This is a genomic window from Micromonospora sp. WMMD987, from assembly GCF_029581435.1.
Lineage (GTDB): Bacteria > Actinomycetota > Actinomycetes > Mycobacteriales > Micromonosporaceae > Micromonospora > Micromonospora rifamycinica.
Window position 1 is genome coordinate 6,043,920 of record NZ_CP120861.1, and the last position, 19,737, is coordinate 6,063,656.

Genomic DNA, 19,737 nt, shown 5'->3' on the forward strand with positions numbered 1-19,737 from the left:
CGGTCCGGGCGCCCCGAGGCGTACGCGTCCAGGCAGGTCGGCCACATCACGCCCGACGCCGCTCTACGATCCGGGTTGTGGACTTTCCCGAGCTGGCCGCCCGTACCCGTCGGTTCAGCCACGGGGCACCGCGTGCCGTTTCCGTGGCCGACGACGGTTCCCGGGTGGTCTTCCTGCGCTCCGGCGGCCCGGAGGACCCGGCCGACGCGCTCTGGGCGTTGGAGACCGCCTCCGGCGAGGAGCGGCTGATCGCCGACCCGGCCGTGCTGCTCGGCGAGGACGCCGAGCCGGTGGCGCTGGCCCCGGGCGAGCGGACGCTGCGCGAACGACGCCGGCTCAGCGCCGCCGGCATCGGCTCGTACGCCCTGGACGGTGCGGCCCGGGTTGCCGTGTTCGCGCTGGCCGGACGATTGTTCCGGGCCGACCTGGTGCACGGCGACGTGATCGAGGTGACCACCGTCGGCCCGGTGGTCGACCCGCGCCCCGACCCCACCGGGCAACGGGTGGCGTACGTCACCGACACCGCCCCCGGGGTGCGCCGGGGCGAGCTGCGGGTGATCGACCCGGACGGCACCGACACCCTGCTGGCCGGCGAGGACGGTCGGGTGGCCTGGGGTCTCGCCGAACACGTCGCGGCGGAGGAGTTCGGCCGGTTCCGGGGCTACTGGTGGGCGCCGGACGGACGGATGGTGCTCGCCGCCCGGGTCGACGAGTCCCGGCTGCCCCAGTGGCACCTGCACGACCCGGCGGACCCGGCGGCCCCGCCGACCGTCGTCGCGTACCCCCGGGCGGGCGGGCCGAACGCGGAGGTCAGCCTGCACCTGCTCGACCTGGACGACGGCTGGGTCGACGTGCACTGGGACCGGGAGACCTACCCCTACCTGGCCTCGGCCGACTGGGCCGACGGCAACCCGCTGATCACCGTGCTGCGCCGGTCGCAGCAGCACGGCCTGGTGCTGGCGGTGGACCCGCGCACCGGCGAGACCCAGGTGCACGCCGAGCTGGCCGACCCGCGCTGGGTGGAGCCGATCCCGGGCACCCCGACTCACCTGCAGGACGGCCGGGTGCTGGTCGGCGGCGAACTGGCCCACGACGGGTACGACGCCCGCTGCCTGTTCGCCGACGGCACCCTGCTCACCCCGCCCTCGCTGTACGTGCGGCGGGTGGTGGGCCGGCTGCCCACCGGTTCCGGCCCGGCCGACCTGCTGGTCGAGGCGAGCGAGGGCGAGCCGAGCCAACGGCACCTCTACCGGGTCCGGACCGTGATCGGCGGCGGGGTGGACACCCGCCGGATGAGCAGCGCCCCGGGCTGGCACACGGCGGTCGTCGGCGGGGATACGCTGGTGGTCGGCACGGCCTCGCTGGACGAGGCGGGGACGGCCTGGTCGGTGTGGCGCGGTGACCGGGAGGTGGCCCGGTTGCGGTCACTGGCGGCCACCCCGTCGTCCGCGCCCCGGCCGATGCTGGTCCGGGTGACCGACCGGCGGTTACCGACGGCGGTGCTCTACCCGACCGAGCACGTCAAGGGCACCCGGTTGCCGGTGCTGCTCGACGTCTACGGCGGCCCGGGACACCAGGAGGTGGTGGCCGCCCGGTCGGCCTGGCTGGAGCGGCAGTGGTGGGCCGACAACGGGTTCGCCGTGGTCACCATCGACAACCGGGGTACGCCGGGCGTGGCCCCGTCGTTCGAGAAGGCGATCCACCGGCGGGTGGCCGACGTGATCCTGACCGACCAGGTGGACGCGCTGACCGCGCTCGCCGGCAAGCATCCCGACCTGGACCTGGAGCGGGTGGCGGTCCGGGGCTGGTCGTTCGGCGGCTGGCTGGCCGGTCTGGCGGTGCTGCGGCATCCGGAGCTGTTCCGGTGCGGTATCGCCGGTGCCCCGGTCACCGACTGGACGCTGTACGACACCGCGTACACCGAGCGTTACCTGGGCCTGCCGGACGACGGCATCGACGTGTACGGGCACCACTCGCTGGTGGAGCTGGCGGCGGAGCCGCTGCATCCCGGTGAGCCGGCCCGCCCGCTGCTGCTGGTGCACGGGATGGTCGACGACAACGTGGTGGCCGCGCACACGCTGCGGCTGTCGGCGGCGCTGCTGTCCACCGGTCGGCCGCACGCGGTGCTGCCGTTGACCGGGGCCACCCACCTGGCGGCCGGGGGGCTGTCCGAGCGCCTGCTCCGCCTGGAACTCGACTTCCTCCGTAACCACCTGGGTTGAGCCGAGACCCCGGCGGGCCGGGCCGTTGTCCGACCCCGGCCACCATCGTCACCGTGGCCGCCGGGGTCCGACCGAGACCCCGGCGGGCCGGGCCGTGGTCCGGGCCGCGCACTGCCCGACGGGACGGCAGCCTGGCTCACCGCCCGGCGGGCTGGCTCACCCCCCTCCGGCGGGACGGCGGCCCCACTCACCGCCCGGCGCGACAGCGACCCCGCTCACCGTCCGGCGGGACAGTGGCCCGCTCACTCCCCGGCGGGACAGTGGCCCGCTCACTCCCCGGCGGGACGGCGACCCCACTCACTCCCCGGCGGGACGGCGGGCCAGCAGGGCGAACGCGTTCGGCAGGCGACCACGGAAGGCCGCCGCGTCGATGTCACCCATCCGCCAGAACGGCTCCGCGTACTCGGCGAGATGCCGGACCTCCAGGCCGGCGTCGACCACCGCGGTGACGATCCGGCCGAGCGTCCACTGCCACATCACCGCCCCGTACGCCGGGAAACTGTCGTCGGCGCAGACGAACGAGCGGCCGAAGTAGCTGCGGTCGGGGCGGATACGCGGCTCGTCCAGGTCCCAGGTCCACAGGTCGGTGGCCGGATGCCCGTCGTGGACGAACAGGTGGCCGCCGGGGCGCAACAGGCGGGCCAGCTCCGTGGCCCAGGCGTCGATGTCGGGCATCCAGATCAGCGCGCCCTTGCCGGTGTAGACGAGATCGACGCAGCCGTCGCGCAGCGGCACCCCGGGGACCGCCCCGACCAGGTAGTGGCAGGCGGCACCGAGGGCGTCGGCGCGGCCCCGCGCGCCGGCGATCGCGTTCTCGCTGTAGTCGACCCCGACCACCGTCCGCGCACCGGCCCGAACCAGGGCGATGTCGTCCTGGCCGTTGCCGCTCTGCGGGTGGACCACCAGGGGCCGGGTCGCCAGGATGTCGCGTAGCAACGCGCGTTCGCTGGCGACGAGGGTGCCGCCGGCCGCCGCCTCGGCCAACATCTCGGCGTCGGCCCAGGCCCGCCCCTGATGGGCCTGATCCCAGGCGATCCGGTTGGCGCGCGAGGTCGGGTCCATACCCCGCACTGTCCCGACCGGTCCACCGGGGGTCAATCGATTTACGTCTTTGGCTGACCGTCGACACGGGTGGCGGTGCCGGCCGGGTCTCCGGAGGCGGGGCGGTGGGCCACGGGTGACCATCTTTCCCGGCGCTCTTCTCAAAAACCTCTGAAATCGTCCTGCCAGTCTGGGCGGCGTTCGTGTCATGCCGGAAAGGTAAGGAGCCGATGATGAGCTTTGCCCGCACCGCCCGCCGGATCACCGCCCCCGTGTTGGCGGCGTTGTCACTCGCCCTCGTCGGCGGCACCCCGGTCGCCGCGTCGCCCGCCCCGGTCAGCTCGTCGACCTGGACCCTGGAGGACCTGCCGCAGCGCATCTGCGCCATCCCCGACGACCCGCGCGCTCTGTACTTCTTCGTCGTCCTGGACGGGACGTGGACGACGACGATCACCGCCGGCTACACCGGGATGCCCGCCGGCACCGAGGTCTACAGCCCGCAGAGCACCCCGCCCGGGTCCGGCGACGGCCACGTCGTGCAGATCCTGGCCGCGTTCCGCCTGCACAGCGCCCCCCTCGGCCACTACGTCCCACTGCTCCAGGTCACCGACGGCACCACCACCCAGAGCGTCCCGGTAACCCTCGACATCAAGTCCTCCTGCTGAGGGCGACACCGCCGGCGTGAGCGACACCGCCGGCCTGATCGACACCGCCGGCGTGAGCGACACCAGCCGGCCTGATCGACACCGCCGGCCTGATCGACACCGCCGGCCTGATCGACACCGCCGGCGTGAGCGACACCAGCCGGCCTGATCGACACCGCCGGCCTGATCGACACCGCCGGCCTGATCGACACTCCGGCTTGAGCGACACCTGCCGTCCGAGCGACACCAGCGGGCTGATCGATGCGATGCCGCCGATGGTGCGGTGTCCCGGCACGCGGACACCGCACCATCGGCCCACGGAGTGGATCAGGCCAGCCAGGTGCCGAACAGGTGGCCGAAGCACCGGCAGAGGCCGGGGACGAACACGAAGGCTCCCGGGCGGTGGAGCCCAGCCCGCCCATGGAGCCCACCCGTACACCGGAGTCGTCACCCGAGTCACCCAAGGTCATACCGGATCCAGGATGTAGTGGCCTCGGAGTCGCCGGAAGCCACTACATCCTGGATCCAGCACGATCTCCGGGCGGGGATGGCGACGGGCGCGGGAACGGCGACGGGCGCGGGAACGGCGACGGGCGCGGGGGCGGGGGCGGGGCGTTTGCACCGGTGTCGGTAAGGGCGTCGGCAGCCTCAGAGCAGCCTGGGGCCTGGCTGCTACCGGTACGCTCCGGTGAGTCCTTCGCCGGGCAGCACTTCCTGGTCATGCTCCGGCACGGGGCGGTCGAGTTCGCGCAGCAGCGTGGCGGCGGCGCGCTCGACGTCAACGGTGCAGGTCGGTGTGGTCACCCGCCCAACGCACGGCGCAGTTCGGTCAGCGCAACAGGCGTGTCGCCCTCGTCGATGCGGACCAGAGCCGCCCTGGCGGCAGCGACAGTCGCCCGGGCTTCAGCGACGTCGGCGGCGTCCTCGACGCGTTCGACCGCTTCGGCCGGCTCGGTGGGGACGATGGCGGCCAGTCGCTGCCCACGCCGGGTGACGCAGGTGATCCGCCCGGCGTGGTGGCCGCGGGAGACGACGTCCGGCAGGCTGTCACGGGCATCGGAGATCGGTGGTTTGGCGGCCGCCTCATCTTTGGCAGAAATTGCACAAATGGCACGCATGGCAAAAAATGCTACAAAAGTGGATATACGCGCTCACGAGCCGGCGGGCCGCCTCGCCACACTGACCGGGAGGGAGCCCGCACTCACGAAAGCCGGCGGGCTCCCTCCCGACGCTGACCGGGAGGGAGCCCGGCCGGCTCAGTGCCGGGTCACTGCTTGACGTGGGCGTTGACGAAGGACGGGTAGCCGAAGACGCTGGAGATGAAGACGCCGCCCGCCTTCGAGCCGTGCACCGTGTAGGCCACGTCGACGAAGAGCGGCACCACCGGGGCGTACTCCGTCATGATCCGCCGGTCGAGCTTGCCCCACTCCGGCCCCTGGTCGGCCGGGGGCATGGCCTGAATCCGGTCGATCTCGGCGTTGACCGTCGGGTCGTTGAAGTACGCCTGGTTGCTGTTGCCCTCGGCCTTGATGGTGCGGCCGTCGTAGAGCACCGGCAGGATCGACGCGCCGCTGGGCCAGTCGGCGGCCCAGTTGCCGATGTAGAGGTCCCAGGGGTTGTTCTTCTTCTTGATCTCGTCGAGCTTCGCGTCGTCCGGGATGTTCCGCACCGTGATCCTGAAGCCGGCGCGTTCCAGGTTCGCCTTGAGCTGGGTGCCCATCTGCTGCTCGGTGGTGCTGTCGGCCACCCCGAGGACCAGCTCCGGGGTCTTGCCGGCGAGCAGCTCCCTGGCCTTGTCGACGTCGCCGTTGGCACCGGCCGGGTAGGCGTCGTACGCCTGGTAGCCGATGGTCGAGGGCGGCATCAGCGTGGTCATCGGCTGGGCGACGGTCTGCCCGCCGAGCGCCTTGACCAGGCCCTCGCGGTCGACGGCGTAGTTGAGCGCCCGGCGGACGGCGAGGTCGGTGACCCGCTGGTTGTTGATCACCAACTGGTTGGCGCTCGGCGTCGGGGACAGCACGCTGCGCGCCCTGAGCGTCTGGTCCTGGGCGACCCGGGCGACCAGCGAGGCCGGCACGTAGTTCCAGGCCAGCGCGCTCTGGTCGGCGCCGTTGTCGGCGATCACCCGGTTGACGGCCGCGTCGGCGGTCGGCCCGAAGGTCCAGACGAACCGGTCCGGGTACTGGTGGCGGACCGGGTCGGTGGCGGCGTCCCAGTGCGGGTTGCGGTCCAGGGTGAGCTGCACCCCCGCCTGGTTCTTGGCGATCTTGTACGGCCCGGAGGAGAACGGCTTCTGGTCCAGGTTGACGCCGGTGTCCTGGTCGGGCCGCAGCGGCGCGGTGGTCGGCAGCGAGACCGCGAACGGCAGGTCACAGCGGGGCTTGGCGAACTCGAACCGCAGCGTCTTCGGGTCCGGCGTGGTCAGCCCCGGCGGCAGCGCGGTCCTGTTCTTCTTGAAGTCCCACGCCGTGTCGTACTGCGGGCTGTCGGCCAGCCACTCCTGGAGGTAGGTGGGGCCACCGGTCAGGTCGGGGTCGAAGGAGCGGGCGATGCCGTACGCGATCTCCTTCGACGTGATCGGGCTGCCGTCCTCGAACTTCACCCCGTCCTTGATGGTGAACTCCCAGACCCGGCAGTCGCTGTTGACGTTGTTGCCGGGGGTCTGCGCCAGGTCACCGACGAGCACCAGGCCGCCCTTGCCGTCGTCCTTCCAGGTGGTCAGGTAGCGGGCGAAGAGCGGGTTGGCCATCAGACCGGCGAACGAGTACGTCCGCTGCGGGTCCAGGTGCGAGATCGGCGTCTCCCGGATGACGGTGAAGGTGCCGCCCTTCGCCGCGCCGGCCACCTCGGCGGCGGGCCCCTGCGAGTCCCTGGGATCGGTGGCGATCACCCCGGTCTGCTGCCGGCCGGTGTCCACGGTGGTGCCCTCGCCCGTGTTCTCCGAACAGGCGGCCAACGCCACCACCAGGGCGATCGCGCCGCCTGCGGCGACTGCTGCGCGTGGTCGCATCCCCTACCTCCTCCATCCCGTCGGCGTCGGGCGGTGAACGCCGGCACCCGGGGACCGTCAAGAAGAAAACCTTCGGACTGTCTAACAGATTTCGACAACTTCCGTCGCCTGACGGCCGGTCAGCGCAACCGCACCCGAGGGTCGATGGCCGCGTACAGCAGGTCCACCAGCACGTTCGCCAGCACCACGAAGACCGCCGCGATCAGCACGGTCGCCATGATGGTGGGCAGGTCACCGGCGCGCACCGCGTCGACCGCCGTCCGCCCCAGGCCGTTGAGGCCGAAGGTCGTCTCGGTGATCACCGTGCCGCCCAGCGCGCCGCCGACGTCCAGGCCGGCGATCGTCACCACCGGCGTGATCGCCGCACGCAGCGCGTGCCGCCCGTACACGGTGCGTCTGGCCAGGCCCTTGGCCCGCGCGGTGCGGACGAAGTCCTCCGAGAGCGTCTCCAGCATCTGTGCCCGGGACAACCGGGCGTAGATGGCGGAGAACAGGAACGCCAGCGCCAGCCAGGCCAGCACCAGCCCGCCGGCCCAGCGCACCGGGTCGTCCAGCAGCGGCGTGTAACCCGGCACCGGCAGCCAGCGCAGCGTGTAGACGAACACCAGCAGCAGCACCGCACCGACGAAGTAGAGCTGCAACGACGCCCCGGCCAGCGAGAAGCCGATCGCCGCCCGGTCCAGCCAGGTGCCCCGGCGCAGCGCCGAGACCATGCCCAGGCCGACCCCGAGCAGCAACCACAGCACCGCCGCCGGGACGACGATGCTCAACGTCACCGGCAGCACCCGGGCGATGGTGTCCGAGACCGCCTCGTTGGCGACGTACGACCAGCCCAGGCAGGGCGCGTCGCACCGGCCGCCCTGGGCGCTGCCGAGGTCCCGGCCGGTCACGATGCCCTTCATGTAGCCGGCGTACTGGCTGACCAGCGGATCGCGCAGGCCCAGCTCCTGACGGACCCGCTCCAGCCGCTCCGGGGAGCAGTTCTTGGGGCACATGCCGGTGACCGGATCCCGGGGCAGGGCGAAGAACATCAGGAAGCTGAGCACGCTGACCGCGAAGAGCGTCAACGCCGCCGAGAAGAGCCGCTTGACCAGGAACCGCGCCACCGCCGGACCCTCCTACCGGGACGACTTCGGGTCGAGCGCGTCCCGCAGCGCGTCACCGAAGAGGTTGAAGGCGAACACGAGCGCGAAGATCGTGATGCCGGGGAAGAAGACGTACGCCGGGTCGGTCTGGAGGTAGTCCAGACTGCGGTAGATCATCCGGCCGAAGCTCGGGGTGGCGTCGGTCAGTCCGACCCCGATGAACGACAACGCCGCCTCGCCGGTGATGTACGCCGGCACCGCCAGCGAGAAGGACACCAGGATCGGCGCCCAGAGGTTCGGCAGCAGTTGCCGGAACAGCATGTGCCCCAGCCCCGCGCCGCTGGCCCGCGCCGCGTCCACGAACTCCCGCTCGCGTAACGCGATCACCTGCCCCCGGACCAGCCGGGCGGTGCTCGTCCAGCCGAACAGCGCGAAGACGGCGATCAGCACCCCGATCTGGAACGCCGCCGGCACCTCCTCCCGCTCGCCGTAGAAGCGCAGCGCGATGGTCGGGGTCAACGCCAACGCGATGATCAGGAACGGCATCGCCAGGGTCAGGTCGGTGACCCAGTTGACCACCGCGTCCACCCAGCCGCCCAGGTAGCCGGCGACGGTGCCCAGCACGACACCGATCGTCGCCGTGGTCACCGCCGCCACGAAGGCGATGAACAGCGAGGTACGCAGCCCGTGCACCATCCGGATGAAGATGTCCCGGCCCAGCCCCGGCTCCAGCCCGAACCAGTGCTCACCGGTCACCCCGCCGGCATAGCCCAGCGGCATCCCGAAGCCGTCCAGCCGGGACTGGAACTGCTCCCGGGGGCCGGTCCCGTACGCCCACTCGATCAGCGGCACGGCGAGCGCCACCAGCACGAAGAAGACCAGCATGCCGCCGCTGACCAGGCCGGTCCGGTCGCGCCGCAGCCGGTCCCAGGCGAGCCGGCCGGGCGACCGCCCGACGACACCCGCGCCGCCCCCCGGCCCACCGCCATTGGCCGCCCCGCTCCCGGCTCCGGCTCCGGCTCCGGCTCCGGCTCCGGCTCCGGCTCCGGCCAGCGTCGTCGGGTCGACCGGGGACACGCTCATCCCGCCACCTCCCACGCGCCCGCCTGCACCGGCCCGGTCTCCGGGAAGTGGCAGGCGGTCTCCTGCCGGCCGCCCGCACGGACCACCAGCGCCGGCTCCTCGCTGGCGCAGACGTCCCGGGCCGTGGCGCACCGGGTCCGGAACCGACAACCCGACGGTGGATCCAACAGCGTCGGCACGTCCCCGGTCAGCCGGATCCGTCCGGCCCGACCCGACGCGGTCACCTCCGGGACCGCCGACAACAACGCCCGGGTGTACGGGTGCCGGGGCCGCCGGTAGACGTCCTCCCGGTCCCCGATCTCCACGATCCGCCCCAGGTACATCACCGCGACCCGCTGGCAGAAGTGCCGCACCACGGCCAGGTCGTGCGCGATGAACACGAACGCCAGCCCGAGGTCGCGTTGCAGGTCCCGCAGCAGGTTCACCACCTGCGCCTGGATCGAGACGTCCAACGCGGACACCGGCTCGTCGGCGACGATCAGCTTCGGCCGCAGGGCCAGCGCGCGGGCGATCCCGATCCGCTGCCGCTGCCCGCCGGAGAACTCGTGCGGGTAGCGGTTGTAGTGCTCCGGGTTGAGCCCGACCAGCTCCAGCAGCTCCCCGACCCGCCGTTTCACCCCGCCCGGCGGGTCGATCCCGTTGACCTGCAACGGCATCCCCACGATCCGCCCGACGGTGTGCCGGGGGTTCAGCGAGGCGTACGGGTCCTGGAAGATGATCTGGAGGTCCTGCCGCAGCGGGCGCAGCTCACGACGGCGGGCGTGGGTGATGTCCCGCCCGGCGAACTCGATCGTCCCGGCGGTCGGCTCCAGCAGGCGCACCAGCAGTCGTCCGGTGGTGGTCTTGCCGCAGCCGGACTCCCCCACCAGGCCCAACGTCTCGCCGGGCCGCACCTCGAAGTCGAGCCCGTCGACCGCCCGCACCAGCCCGCTGGCCCGCAGGCCGGTCCGCACCGGGAAGTGCTTGGTCAATCCCCGCACCCGCAACAACGGCTCGACGCTCATCGGGTCCGCCCTTCCTTCGCGACTGCGGGACTCCGCTGCGCTGCATTCCACACGCTCATGGGGACACCCCCGGGCGGGGCACGTCCCGGTGGTACAGGCGGGCGCGTTCGTCGGTGGGCAGGTGGCAGGCGACCAGGTGGTCGTCCGCGCCGGCCGGGGCGAGTCGCGGCAGCTCGGTGCGGGAGCGGTCGTCGGCGTACCGGCAGCGGGGGTGGAACGCGCAGCCGGACGGCAGGTGGATCAGCGAGGGCGGGTTGCCCGGGATCGGCACCAGGTCCGCGTCCGCGTCGCCGTGCAGCGACGGCACGCTGGAGAGCAACCCCCAGGTGTACGGGTGCTGCGGCCGGCGGAGCACCCGCGCCGCGCTGCCCTGCTCGACCACCCGTCCGGCGTACATGACCAGCACGTCGTCGGCGACCTGGGCGACCACGCCCAGGTCGTGGGTGATCAGCACGATCGCGGTGCGGAACTCGGCCTGGAGGTCGGCGAGCAGGTCGAGGATCTGGGCCTGCACCGTCACGTCCAGCGCGGTGGTCGGCTCGTCGGCGATGACCAGTGCCGGATCGTTGACCAGGGCCATCGCGATCATCGCCCGTTGGCGCATGCCGCCGGAGAACTCGTGCGGGTACTGGTCGTAGCGGCGGGCCGGTTGCGGGATGCCCACCCGGTCGAGCATCTCCACCGCACGGGTCCGGGCCGCCCGCCGGCCGACCCGGGGATGGTGCACCCGGTACGCCTCGGCGACCTGCCGTCCCACGGTGTAGTACGGGTGCAGCGCGGAGAGCGGATCCTGGAAGATCATCGCCAGGTCCCGGCCGCGTAGCCGGCGTACCCGCTCCTCGGCCAGGCCGACGAGTTGCCGGCCACCGACGGCGATCCCGCCGGTGACGGTGCTCCGTCGGGGGTCGTGCAGGCCGAGCACGGCCAGGGCAGTGACGCTCTTGCCGGAGCCCGACTCACCGACGATGCCGAGCGTCCGGCCGCGCGGCACGGTGAAGGACACCCCGTCGACCGCGCGCACCACGCCGTCGGTGGTGTCGAACCGTACCCGCAGGTCGTCCACCCGCAGGTACGGGTCGTCACCGCCGCGCGGCTGCGGCACGGCCGGACGACGGTCGTCGGGTGTCCCCGGCGCGTCCGGCCGGGCGTCCGGCGGACCGGACGGCGCTGCGTGCGGACTGTCCACGACCGCCTCCTCGGGTTGCAGGGAACCTACAACAAAGAGACGGGGCTGAAAATAAGCTACGGGGCGGGAGCTGTCGCCGGACCACGGCGTCGTCGCCACGCGGTGTCGTCGCCGGCCGGTCGCACCCGGGGTGCGACCATGGGCGAGGTGCCCGGTGGAGGATGCCCGGCGACACGAGGTGGAGGTGACCGACCATGATCGCAGCGGTGTTCGGCCACGACGGGCCGTGGACCGAAGAGGAATACCTCTCCCTCGACGAGACCTCGCAACGCGTCGAACTCTTCGACGGGAGCCTCCACGTGACCCCAGCCCCGACCCCCCGCCACCAGCGCATCTCGCGCAAACTTGGCAACATACTCGAACCGGCGGCCGAGCAGGCCGGTCTGGAACTGCTGGAGGCGGTGAACGTCCGGCTTCGGCCGGGGCGCATCCCCATCCCCGACCTCATCGTCACCGACCCCGTGGATTTGGACGAGCTCATGATCGACGCGGCCGAGGTACACCTCGTCTGCGAGATCGTCTCGCCGAGCAACGCGTCCACCGACAAGGTCCTCAAGATGCACTACTACGCGGCAGCCGGCATCGAGTGGTACCTGCTGGTGGAGCAGAAGACCGGCGCGCTACGCCTCCACCGTCGGCGGGGCCGCCACTACACGGAGCACTCCGCCACCAAACGCGGAGAGATCCTGAGCCTGATCGAGCCGGTGCGGGCCACGATCCGGCCCGAGGATCTGGTGCCCTGACGGATGTCGGTCGGCTGGCCTAGGGTCGGTCCATGACCGAGTTCGATGCGGCGTCCGCCGCCGTGCAGGCCGCCCTCGACGCGGGCGCCCGGTATGCGGACGCCCGGGTGATGCACCTGCGCTACGAGTCGATGTCCGCGCGCAACGGCGAGATCGAGGAACTGACCCAGGACGAGAGCCTCGGCCTGGGCGTACGCGCACTGGTCGGTTCCGGGTGGGGCTTCCACGCCGTACCCGAGCTGTCCGACGCGGCGGCGCGGGCGGCCGGCCGGCGGGCCGCGGAGGTCGCCGCCGCGAGCGCCCGGGTGCCCGGTCCACCGATCACGCTGACCCCGGCCGAGCCGACGGTGGCGAGCTGGGCCTCCGGCTGCGCGGTCGATCCCCTGGGGGTGGCGCTGTCCGACAAGGGCGACCTGCTGGTCCGGGCCACCGCGACCGCCCGGGGGCAGGGGGCCGACCTGGCCGAGGGGCTCTACCAGATCTGGGACACCCGCAAGTGGTTCGTCTCCAGCGAGGGGCACCGCATCGACCAGCACATCCGCGAGTGCGGCGGCGGCATCTCGGCCACCTCGATCGGCGAGCACGAGACCCAGCGCCGTTCCTGGCCGAGCTACCGGGGCCAGTACGGCACCACCGGCTGGGAGCTGGTCGAGTCGCTCGACCTGGCCGGGCACGCCGCCCGGATCGCCGACGAGTCCCGGGCGCTGCTCACCGCGCCCGAGTGCCCGGCCGGCGAGACCGACCTGATCCTGGGCGACGAGCAGCTCGCGTTGCAGATCCACGAGTCGGTCGGGCACGCCATCGAGCTGGACCGGATCCTCGGCTGGGAGGCCGCCTTCGCCGGCACCTCCTGGCTCGACCTGGCCCAGCTCGGGTCGCTGCGGTACGGCTCCGAACTGATGAACGTCACCATCGACCCGACGATCCCCGGCGCGCTGGGCAGCTTCGGCTTCGACGACGAGGGCTCCCCGGCGGTCGCCCGGGACGCGGTACGCGAGGGCCGCTGGGTCGGGGTGCTCGCCGGCCGCGACTCGGCCGCCGTCGCCGGCCTGGACCACGGCGGCAGCGTCCGGGCCGACGGGTGGGCGCGGCTGCCGATGGTGCGGATGACCAACGTGGGCCTGGAACCCGGCCCGCACACCCTCGACGAGATCATCGCGGCCACCGACGACGGGGTGCTGATGGACGTCAACCGGTCCTGGTCGATCGACGACCGGCGGCTCAACTTCCAGTTCGGCTGTGAGATCGCCTGGGAGGTGCGCAACGGCCGGCGTGGCCGGATGCTGCGCAACCCCACCTACACCGGCATCGGGCCGCTGTTCTGGCGGTCGATGGACATGCTCTCCTCCGAGATCGTCCCGTGGGGCACCCCGAACTGCGGCAAGGGCCAGCCCGGCCAGATCGGGCACACCGGTCACCCGGCGGCGCCGGCCCGGTTCCGCAACGTCCGGGTGGGGGTACGCGCATGACCGGCCCGGGGGACACCGGCGCGACCGAGCTGGACGTCGCCGCCCGGGTGGTGGAGCTGGTCCACCAGGTCGCCGGTCCGTCGGCCCAGGCCGAGGTGACCGTCGTCCGGCACGACCTGGCGCTGACCCGGTTCGCCAACTCGTTCATCCACCAGAACGTCGCCGAGTCCGGGGTGCGGGTCCGGCTGCGGGTGCACGTCGACGGCCGGACGGCCACCGGGGGCGGCAGCCTGGTCGACGCGGACGGGCTGCGCGCCCTGGTCGGGCGCACCCTCGCCGCGGTTCGGCTCTGCCCACCCGACCCCGCCTGGCCGGGGTTGACCCCACCGTCGGCGGTGCACTCCAACGGTCTGCTCGACGAGGCCACCGCCGGTGCCGAACCGGCGGCCCGCGCCGAGCGGGTCCGGGACTTCGTCGACGCGGTGGGCGGGCTGGAGGCGGCCGGCTACTGCCGTACCTCGTACCGGTCGGGGGCGTTCGCCAACTCGCTCGGACAGTCGGCGCAGGGACGGACCACCGAGGCGGCGATGGACGGCATCGCCCGGCTCGACGGCGCGGACGGGGTGGCCCGGCTCTGCGCCGGCCGCCTCGACGGGCTGGACGGCACGGCCCTCGGCACCCGGGCGGCGGCCAAGGCACGGGCCGCCGCCGACCCGGTCGAGCTGCCACCGGGCCGGTACGAGGTGGTCCTCGAACCGGCCGCCGTGGCCGACCTGTTGCAGAATCTCGCCTGGTACGGCTTCAACGGCAAGCGGCACGCCGAACGCCAGTCGTTCGCCCGCCCCGGCACCGCCCAGTTCGACCCGGCGGTGACCCTCATCGACGACCCGACGTACGGCGGCGCGATGCCGTTCGACCTGGAGGGCACCCCGTGCCGGGCGCTCACCCTGGTCGAGGCGGGCACCACCCGCGCGGTGGCCCACGACCGGCGCAGTGCCGCCGGGGCGGGCACCACGTCGACCGGCCACGGGGCTCCCGGCGGGTCCACCTTCGGCCCGGTCCCGCGGACGGTGCGCCTGCTCGGCCGGGCCGGGGCGGGCGACGCCGGTCCCGCCCCGACCGGCGGCGTCTCCGGGGCGGTGGCGGACACGGACACCGCCGCGCTGGTCGCGCCGATGACCCGGGGGCTGCTGGTCAGCGACTTCTGGTACACCCGGGTGCTCGACCCGAAGAGCCTGGTGGTCACCGGGTTGACCCGCAACGGGGTGTGGCTGGTGGAGGACGGCGTGCCGACCCGGGCGGTCCGGAACCTCCGGTTCACCGAGGCGTACCCGCGGGCGTTGGGGCCGGGCGCGGTGCTGGGGCTCGGCCGGTGGCCGGTCCGCCAGCCGGACCGGACCGACGGCGGCTGGTGGGAGGCGCCGCCGTTGCGGCTGGCCTCGTGGAACTTCACCGGCGGCGCCTCGGGCTGACCGGCCGTCACCGGTGCGTCGGGGCACCGGTCCGGCCGCGACGCGGTGCCCGCCGGAACTGATCGTGGCGCGGGGCTTTCCAAGGTGCGGGACACACGGGACACTGCGTTGCGCGGCCCGACCGTGAAGATCGGCGTAACGTGTGTCACTTAGCTGCGCCGATGTCCCGGCGCGGTCGCCTGCGTGCCGCAAGGCGTGGCAGTGGACACGGTCCGGCCGGTCCGCTGACCGCACGGAACGTGAACCGCCGCCCGCGAGGGCCCGTCCCGTCAGGAAGACAACTCGAATGACATCAACGGCAACGAAGCCGCGGGGGGCGCGGGCGCGCGCCGCCATCACGGCGAAGACGTTGCGAACCGACCGCTGGTGGTTCGCCCCCCTGATCACCGTCGTCGGGCTCACCGCCTGGGTGGCGTACGCGACCGTCCGGGTGTTCATGCACAAGTGGTACTGGGTGGAGCAGTACCACTACCTGACGCCGTTCTACTCCCCCTGCGTGACCGACCGGTGCGTCGAGGGATCGTCGCACTTCGGCAGCTTCCTGCCCGGCTGGTGGATCATCCCGGACGCGGCGCTGACCCTGCCGTTCCTGCTGCTGTTCCGGTTGACCTGCTACTACTACCGCAAGGCGTACTACCGGTCGTTCTGGTTGTCGCCGCCGGCCTGCGCGGTGCCGGACGGGCACAGGTCCTACTCCGGGGAGACCCGGTTCCCGCTGCTCGGGCAGAACCTGCACCGCTACTTCTTCTACGCCGCCGCGATCATCTCGCTGATCAACACCTGGGACGCGGTCCTGGCCTTCCACTCACCGAAGGGCTTCGGTTTCGGGCTGGGCAACGTCATCCTGCTGCTCAACGTGGTGATGCTCTGGGCGTACACCATCTCCTGCCACTCCTGTCGGCACATCATCGGCGGCCGGCTGAAGCACTTCTCCGCGCACCCGGTGCGTTACCGGGCCTGGACGTTCGTGTCCAAGCTCAACACCCGGCACATGCAGCTCGCCTGGATCACCCTCGGCACGCTGGCCCTCACCGACTTCTACGTGATGGCCGTCGCCGCCGGATGGTTCGACGACCTGCGGTTCATCAACTAGAGGGCGCGCGACATGACCACTACCACTCGCATCGAACGACACCACTACGACGTCGTCGTGATCGGGGCCGGCGGCGCCGGCCTGCGCGCGGCGATCGAGGCCCGGCTCGCCGGCAAGAAGACCGCGATCATCTCCAAGTCGCTCTTCGGCAAGGCGCACACCGTGATGGCCGAGGGCGGCGCGGCGGCCGCGATGGGGAACGTGAACAGCCGGGACAACTGGCAGGTGCACTTCCGCGACACCATGCGCGGCGGCAAGTTCCTCAACAACTTCCGGATGGCCGAGCTGCACGCGAAGGAGTCGCCGCAGCGGATCTGGGAGCTGGAGACGTACGGGGCGCTCTTCGACCGGACGAAGGACGGCAAGATCTCCCAGCGCAACTTCGGCGGGCACGAGTACCCACGGTTGGCGCACGTCGGCGACCGGACCGGCCTGGAGCTGATCCGCACCCTCCAGCAGAAGATCGTCTCCCTCCAGCAGGAGGACAAGCGCGACCTCGGCGACTACGAGGCGCGGATCAAGGTGTTCTCCGAGACCACCATCACCGAGCTGCTGCTCGACGGGGACCGAGTGGCCGGGGCGTTCGGCTACTACCGGGAGTCCGGCGAGTTCATCCTGTTCGAGGCCCCGGCGGTGGTGCTGGCCACCGGTGGCGTCGGCCGGTCCTACAAGGTCACCTCGAACTCGTGGGAGTACACCGGGGACGGGCACGCGCTGGCCCTGCGGGCCGGGGCCACGCTGATCAACATGGAGTTCCTCCAGTTCCACCCGACCGGCATGGTCTGGCCGCCCTCGGTGAAGGGCATCCTGGTCACCGAGTCGGTGCGCGGCGACGGCGGCGTGCTGAAGAACTCCGACGGCAAGCGGTTCATGTTCGACTACGTCCCCGACGTCTTCCGCAAGCAGTACGCGGAGACCGAGGAGGAGGCGGACCGCTGGTACACCGACCCGGACAACAACCGGCGTCCGCCGGAGCTGCTGCCCCGCGACGAGGTCGCCCGCGCGATCAACAGCGAGGTCAAGGCCGGTCGGGGTACGCCGGCCGGCGGCGTCTACCTGGACATCGCCTCCCGGCGTTCGGCCGAGGAGATCCGTCGCCGATTGCCGTCGATGTACCACCAGTTCAAGGAGCTGGCCGACGTCGACATCACCGCCGAGCCGATGGAGGTCGGGCCGACCTGCCACTACGTGATGGGCGGCGTCGAGGTGGACCCGGACTCCGGTGCGGCGTACGGCACCGTGCAGGGGCTGTTCGCCGCCGGTGAGGTCTCCGGCGGCATGCACGGCTCCAACCGGCTGGGCGGCAACTCGCTGTCCGACCTGCTGGTCTTCGGCAAGCGGGCGGGCGGGCACGCGGCGTCGTACACCGATCAGCTGACCTCGCGGCCGAAGGTGGCGGTGAGCGCGGTGGAGACCGCCGTGGAGACGGCGCTCGCGCCGTTGCAGCGGGACACCGGGGAGAGCCCGTACACCCTCCAGCAGGACCTCCAGGCGGTGATGGGAGACCTGGTAGGAATCATCCGTCGGGAGGGTGAGCTGGTCGACGCCCTGCGCCGGCTGGCCGAGCTGCGTGAGCGGGTGGCGAAGGTGAGCGCGGTCGGCGGCCGGCGCTACAACCCGGGCTGGCACCTGGCGCTCGACCTGCGCAACATGCTGGTCGTCTCGGAGTGCACCGCGAAGGCGGCGCTGGAGCGGCAGGAGTCGCGCGGCGGGCACACCCGGGAGGACTTCCCGACCATGGACCCCCGGTGGCGTCGGGTCAACCTGGTCTGTGCGCTCGACGGGGACACCGTCCGGCTGGAGCACAAGCCGCTGCCGAAGATGCGGGCCGAGCTGATCGGCCTCTTCGACCGTACCGAGCTGGCCAAGTACCTGACCGACGAGGAGCTGGCCGACGTCGACGCCGTCGGCGAGGAGGCGAGCAACTGATGGGAAGCAAGAGGGATTTCCGCATCTGGCGGGGTGACGAGACCGGCGGTGACCTCCAGGACTACTCGGTCGAGGTGAACGAGGGCGAGGTCGTCCTCGACGTCATCCACCGGCTCCAGGCCACCGACGCGCCGGACCTGGCCTGCCGGTGGAACTGCAAGGCCGGCAAGTGCGGCTCCTGCTCGATGGAGATCAACGGCAAGCCCCGGCTGAGCTGCATGACCCGGATGTCGACGTTCGAGGAGTCCGAGACCGTCACGGTCACCCCGCTGCGCACCTTCCCGGTGATCCGGGACCTGGTCACGGACGTCTCGTTCAACTACGAGAAGGCCCGCCAGACGCCGGCCTTCGCCCCGCCGGCCGACCTGGCCCCGGGCGAGTACCGGATGCAGCAGGTCGACGTGGAACGCTCGCAGGAGTTCCGCAAGTGCATCGAGTGCTTCCTGTGCCAGAACGTGTGCCACGTGATCCGTGACCACGAGGAGAACAAGCCGGCCTTCTCCGGCCCCCGGTTCTTCATCCGGGCCGCCGAGCTGGACATGCACCCGCTGGACGCGAAGACCGACCGCAAGCAGTACGCGCAGCAGGAGCAGGGGCTCGGCTTCTGCAACATCACCAAGTGCTGCACCGAGGTCTGCCCCGAGCACATCAAGATCACCGACAACGGGATCATCCCCATGAAGGAACGGGTCGTCGACCGCAGGTACGATCCCCTGGTATGGCTCGGTAGCAAGATCTTCCGTCGGGGCGAGACGCCCCCGAGCACCGCGAACAGCGGAGGAAAGGGGTCCGTGGTGCACAGCGGCGCCCGTCAGGCTGGAGTCCACTCGCACGCCGGCGGCTCCGGCGACCCGGCCGCGGAGGCCCAGGCCCAGCAGGGCGTGAACTGGCACCGCGAGGTTCCGCACCCGACCATGCCGGCGGTCGACGACCGGGGCAGGCTCCCGCTGACGGAGTTGACCTTCGACCGGGCGGCGGCCCCGTCGCCGTTCGGCGACGACGTCACCTTCCCGCTGCCGCCGGAGCACCTCAACTTCGCCCACCCGAGCCAGGACGACAAGCCCACGAGCCACGGCGACGGGCACTGAGGTAGAGCACGACGGGGTCGGGCACCGAGGTAGCACGGCACTGACGCAGCGCGACCGGCGCCGGGCGGCACGACACGCGACGGGGGCCACGGCGAGAGCCGTCGGCCCCCGTCGGCGTTTCCCAGCCGGGTGTCCGATACCGGTCAGTCGGAGGCCAGCAGCGGGCCGAGGGCGGCGACGATGGGGGCATCGGCCGGGAGCCAGGTGACGCTGTGCAGCTCACCGGCGGTGAGCCAGCGCATCGCGGAGTGCTCCAGCGCGCGGGGCCGGTCGCCGTGCAGCAGGCGGGCGGCGTACACCTTGAGCACCGAACGGCCGTGGGCCATCCGGACGTCCCGGCCGACCCGCTCGCCGATCTCGACCCGGACGGCCAGCTCCTCGGCGCACTCGCGGATCAGCGCGGCCGTCTCGCTCTCCCCGGGCTCGACCTTGCCGCCGGGGAACTCGAACATGCCGGCGACCTCGGGCGGTGCGGTGCGGGCACAGGCCAGCACCCGCCCGGCGGAGATGATCGCCGCGCCCACGACCACCCGCGGCTCGCGCCGGTCGGTCTGTCCGTTACCGCTACGCCGTTCGGTCTGCACGGGCATCCAGCGTGCCAGATCAATCGTCGGTTTGGGTACCGTGGCCGACCGGTAGGCCAATAAGAGACGGAAGTGTGGGCGTGGACACACCGCCATCGGGTCGACAGACTGTTAGCACCACGAGGACACGGGACGGCGACGATT

General features: G+C 72.1%; 17 protein-coding genes. 8 read left to right on the forward strand and 9 right to left on the reverse strand.

What is annotated here, in order from left to right:
* Positions 1-77: 77 nt before the first annotated feature.
* Positions 78-2,222 carry a prolyl oligopeptidase family serine peptidase gene (locus O7612_RS25590; RefSeq protein ID WP_282268027.1) on the forward strand — a complete coding sequence of 715 codons (2,145 nt, stop codon included), beginning with the start codon at positions 78-80 and terminating at the stop codon, positions 2,220-2,222.
* Between the two features lie 297 nt (positions 2,223-2,519).
* Here the strand turns inward: O7612_RS25590 and O7612_RS25595 are convergent, their stop codons facing one another.
* Positions 2,520-3,284, reverse strand: a complete 765-nt coding sequence (locus O7612_RS25595) for a class I SAM-dependent methyltransferase (protein WP_282268029.1) — start codon at positions 3,282-3,284, stop codon at positions 2,520-2,522.
* Positions 3,285-3,496: 212 nt separating this feature from the next.
* Here O7612_RS25595 and O7612_RS25600 point away from each other — a divergent pair, with 212 nt between their 5' ends.
* Positions 3,497-3,928, forward strand: coding sequence for a DUF5980 family protein (locus O7612_RS25600; RefSeq protein WP_282268031.1), 432 nt, complete (start codon positions 3,497-3,499; stop codon positions 3,926-3,928).
* 651 nt (positions 3,929-4,579) lie between these two features.
* Here O7612_RS25600 and O7612_RS25605 read toward each other — a convergent pair.
* The 7 genes from O7612_RS25605 to O7612_RS25635 all read right to left on the reverse strand — a co-directional run bounded on the left by O7612_RS25605 (position 4,580) and on the right by O7612_RS25635 (position 11,191).
* Entirely contained in the window at positions 4,580-4,711 is a 132-nt protein-coding gene (locus O7612_RS25605; RefSeq protein ID WP_282268033.1) for a hypothetical protein, read from the reverse strand.
* Complete coding sequence (locus O7612_RS25610) at positions 4,708-5,025, reverse strand: prevent-host-death protein (protein WP_282268034.1); 318 nt, start codon at positions 5,023-5,025, stop codon at positions 4,708-4,710. Before O7612_RS25610 ends, O7612_RS25605 begins: the two co-directional genes overlap by 4 nt.
* 149 nt (positions 5,026-5,174) lie before the next feature.
* On the reverse strand, positions 5,175-6,917 hold the full coding sequence (locus O7612_RS25615; RefSeq protein WP_282268035.1) for an ABC transporter substrate-binding protein: 1,743 nt from the start codon (positions 6,915-6,917) through the stop codon (positions 5,175-5,177).
* Positions 6,918-7,036: 119 nt separating this feature from the next.
* Entirely contained in the window at positions 7,037-8,023 is a 987-nt protein-coding gene (locus O7612_RS25620) for an ABC transporter permease (protein WP_282268037.1), read from the reverse strand.
* A gap of 12 nt (positions 8,024-8,035) precedes the next feature.
* A complete protein-coding gene (locus O7612_RS25625; RefSeq protein ID WP_282268041.1) occupies positions 8,036-9,085 on the reverse strand; it encodes an ABC transporter permease in 1,050 nt (349 codons plus the stop codon).
* On the reverse strand, positions 9,082-10,089 hold the full coding sequence (locus O7612_RS25630; RefSeq protein ID WP_282268043.1) for a dipeptide ABC transporter ATP-binding protein: 1,008 nt from the start codon (positions 10,087-10,089) through the stop codon (positions 9,082-9,084). Before O7612_RS25630 ends, O7612_RS25625 begins: the two co-directional genes overlap by 4 nt.
* A 55-nt stretch (positions 10,090-10,144) precedes the next feature.
* On the reverse strand, positions 10,145-11,191 hold the full coding sequence (locus tag O7612_RS25635) for an ABC transporter ATP-binding protein (protein ID WP_282274055.1): 1,047 nt from the start codon (positions 11,189-11,191) through the stop codon (positions 10,145-10,147).
* A 278-nt stretch (positions 11,192-11,469) separates the two neighbouring features.
* Between O7612_RS25635 and O7612_RS25640 the strand changes: the two genes are divergently transcribed.
* From O7612_RS25640 to O7612_RS25665, 6 genes are all read left to right on the forward strand, one after another.
* Complete coding sequence (locus tag O7612_RS25640) at positions 11,470-12,018, forward strand: Uma2 family endonuclease (RefSeq protein ID WP_282268045.1); 549 nt, start codon at positions 11,470-11,472, stop codon at positions 12,016-12,018.
* 32 nt (positions 12,019-12,050) lie between these two features.
* Positions 12,051-13,487 carry a TldD/PmbA family protein gene (locus O7612_RS25645; protein ID WP_282268048.1) on the forward strand — a complete coding sequence of 479 codons (1,437 nt, stop codon included), beginning with the start codon at positions 12,051-12,053 and terminating at the stop codon, positions 13,485-13,487.
* Positions 13,484-14,899: a metallopeptidase TldD-related protein gene (locus tag O7612_RS25650; protein ID WP_282268050.1), complete on the forward strand. Its 1,416-nt coding sequence runs from the start codon at positions 13,484-13,486 to the stop codon at positions 14,897-14,899. The genes O7612_RS25645 and O7612_RS25650 overlap by 4 nt, the downstream gene beginning before the upstream one ends.
* Before the next feature lie 286 nt (positions 14,900-15,185).
* Complete coding sequence (locus O7612_RS25655; protein WP_282268052.1) at positions 15,186-15,992, forward strand: hypothetical protein; 807 nt, start codon at positions 15,186-15,188, stop codon at positions 15,990-15,992.
* Positions 15,993-16,004: 12 nt separating this feature from the next.
* The gene (locus tag O7612_RS25660; RefSeq protein WP_282268054.1) at positions 16,005-17,921 is read left to right on the forward strand and encodes a fumarate reductase/succinate dehydrogenase flavoprotein subunit; all 1,917 of its coding nucleotides are present in this window, start codon (positions 16,005-16,007) and stop codon (positions 17,919-17,921) included.
* Positions 17,921-19,009 (forward strand): succinate dehydrogenase/fumarate reductase iron-sulfur subunit, encoded by a 1,089-nt coding sequence (locus O7612_RS25665; protein WP_282268056.1) that lies wholly within the window; start codon positions 17,921-17,923, stop codon positions 19,007-19,009. The genes O7612_RS25660 and O7612_RS25665 overlap by 1 nt, the downstream gene beginning before the upstream one ends.
* A 143-nt stretch (positions 19,010-19,152) precedes the next feature.
* On the opposite strand, the gene O7612_RS25670 is transcribed toward O7612_RS25665, so the two are convergent.
* Positions 19,153-19,593 carry a (deoxy)nucleoside triphosphate pyrophosphohydrolase gene (locus O7612_RS25670; protein WP_282268058.1) on the reverse strand — a complete coding sequence of 147 codons (441 nt, stop codon included), beginning with the start codon at positions 19,591-19,593 and terminating at the stop codon, positions 19,153-19,155.
* Between the last annotated feature and the right edge of the window lie 144 nt (positions 19,594-19,737).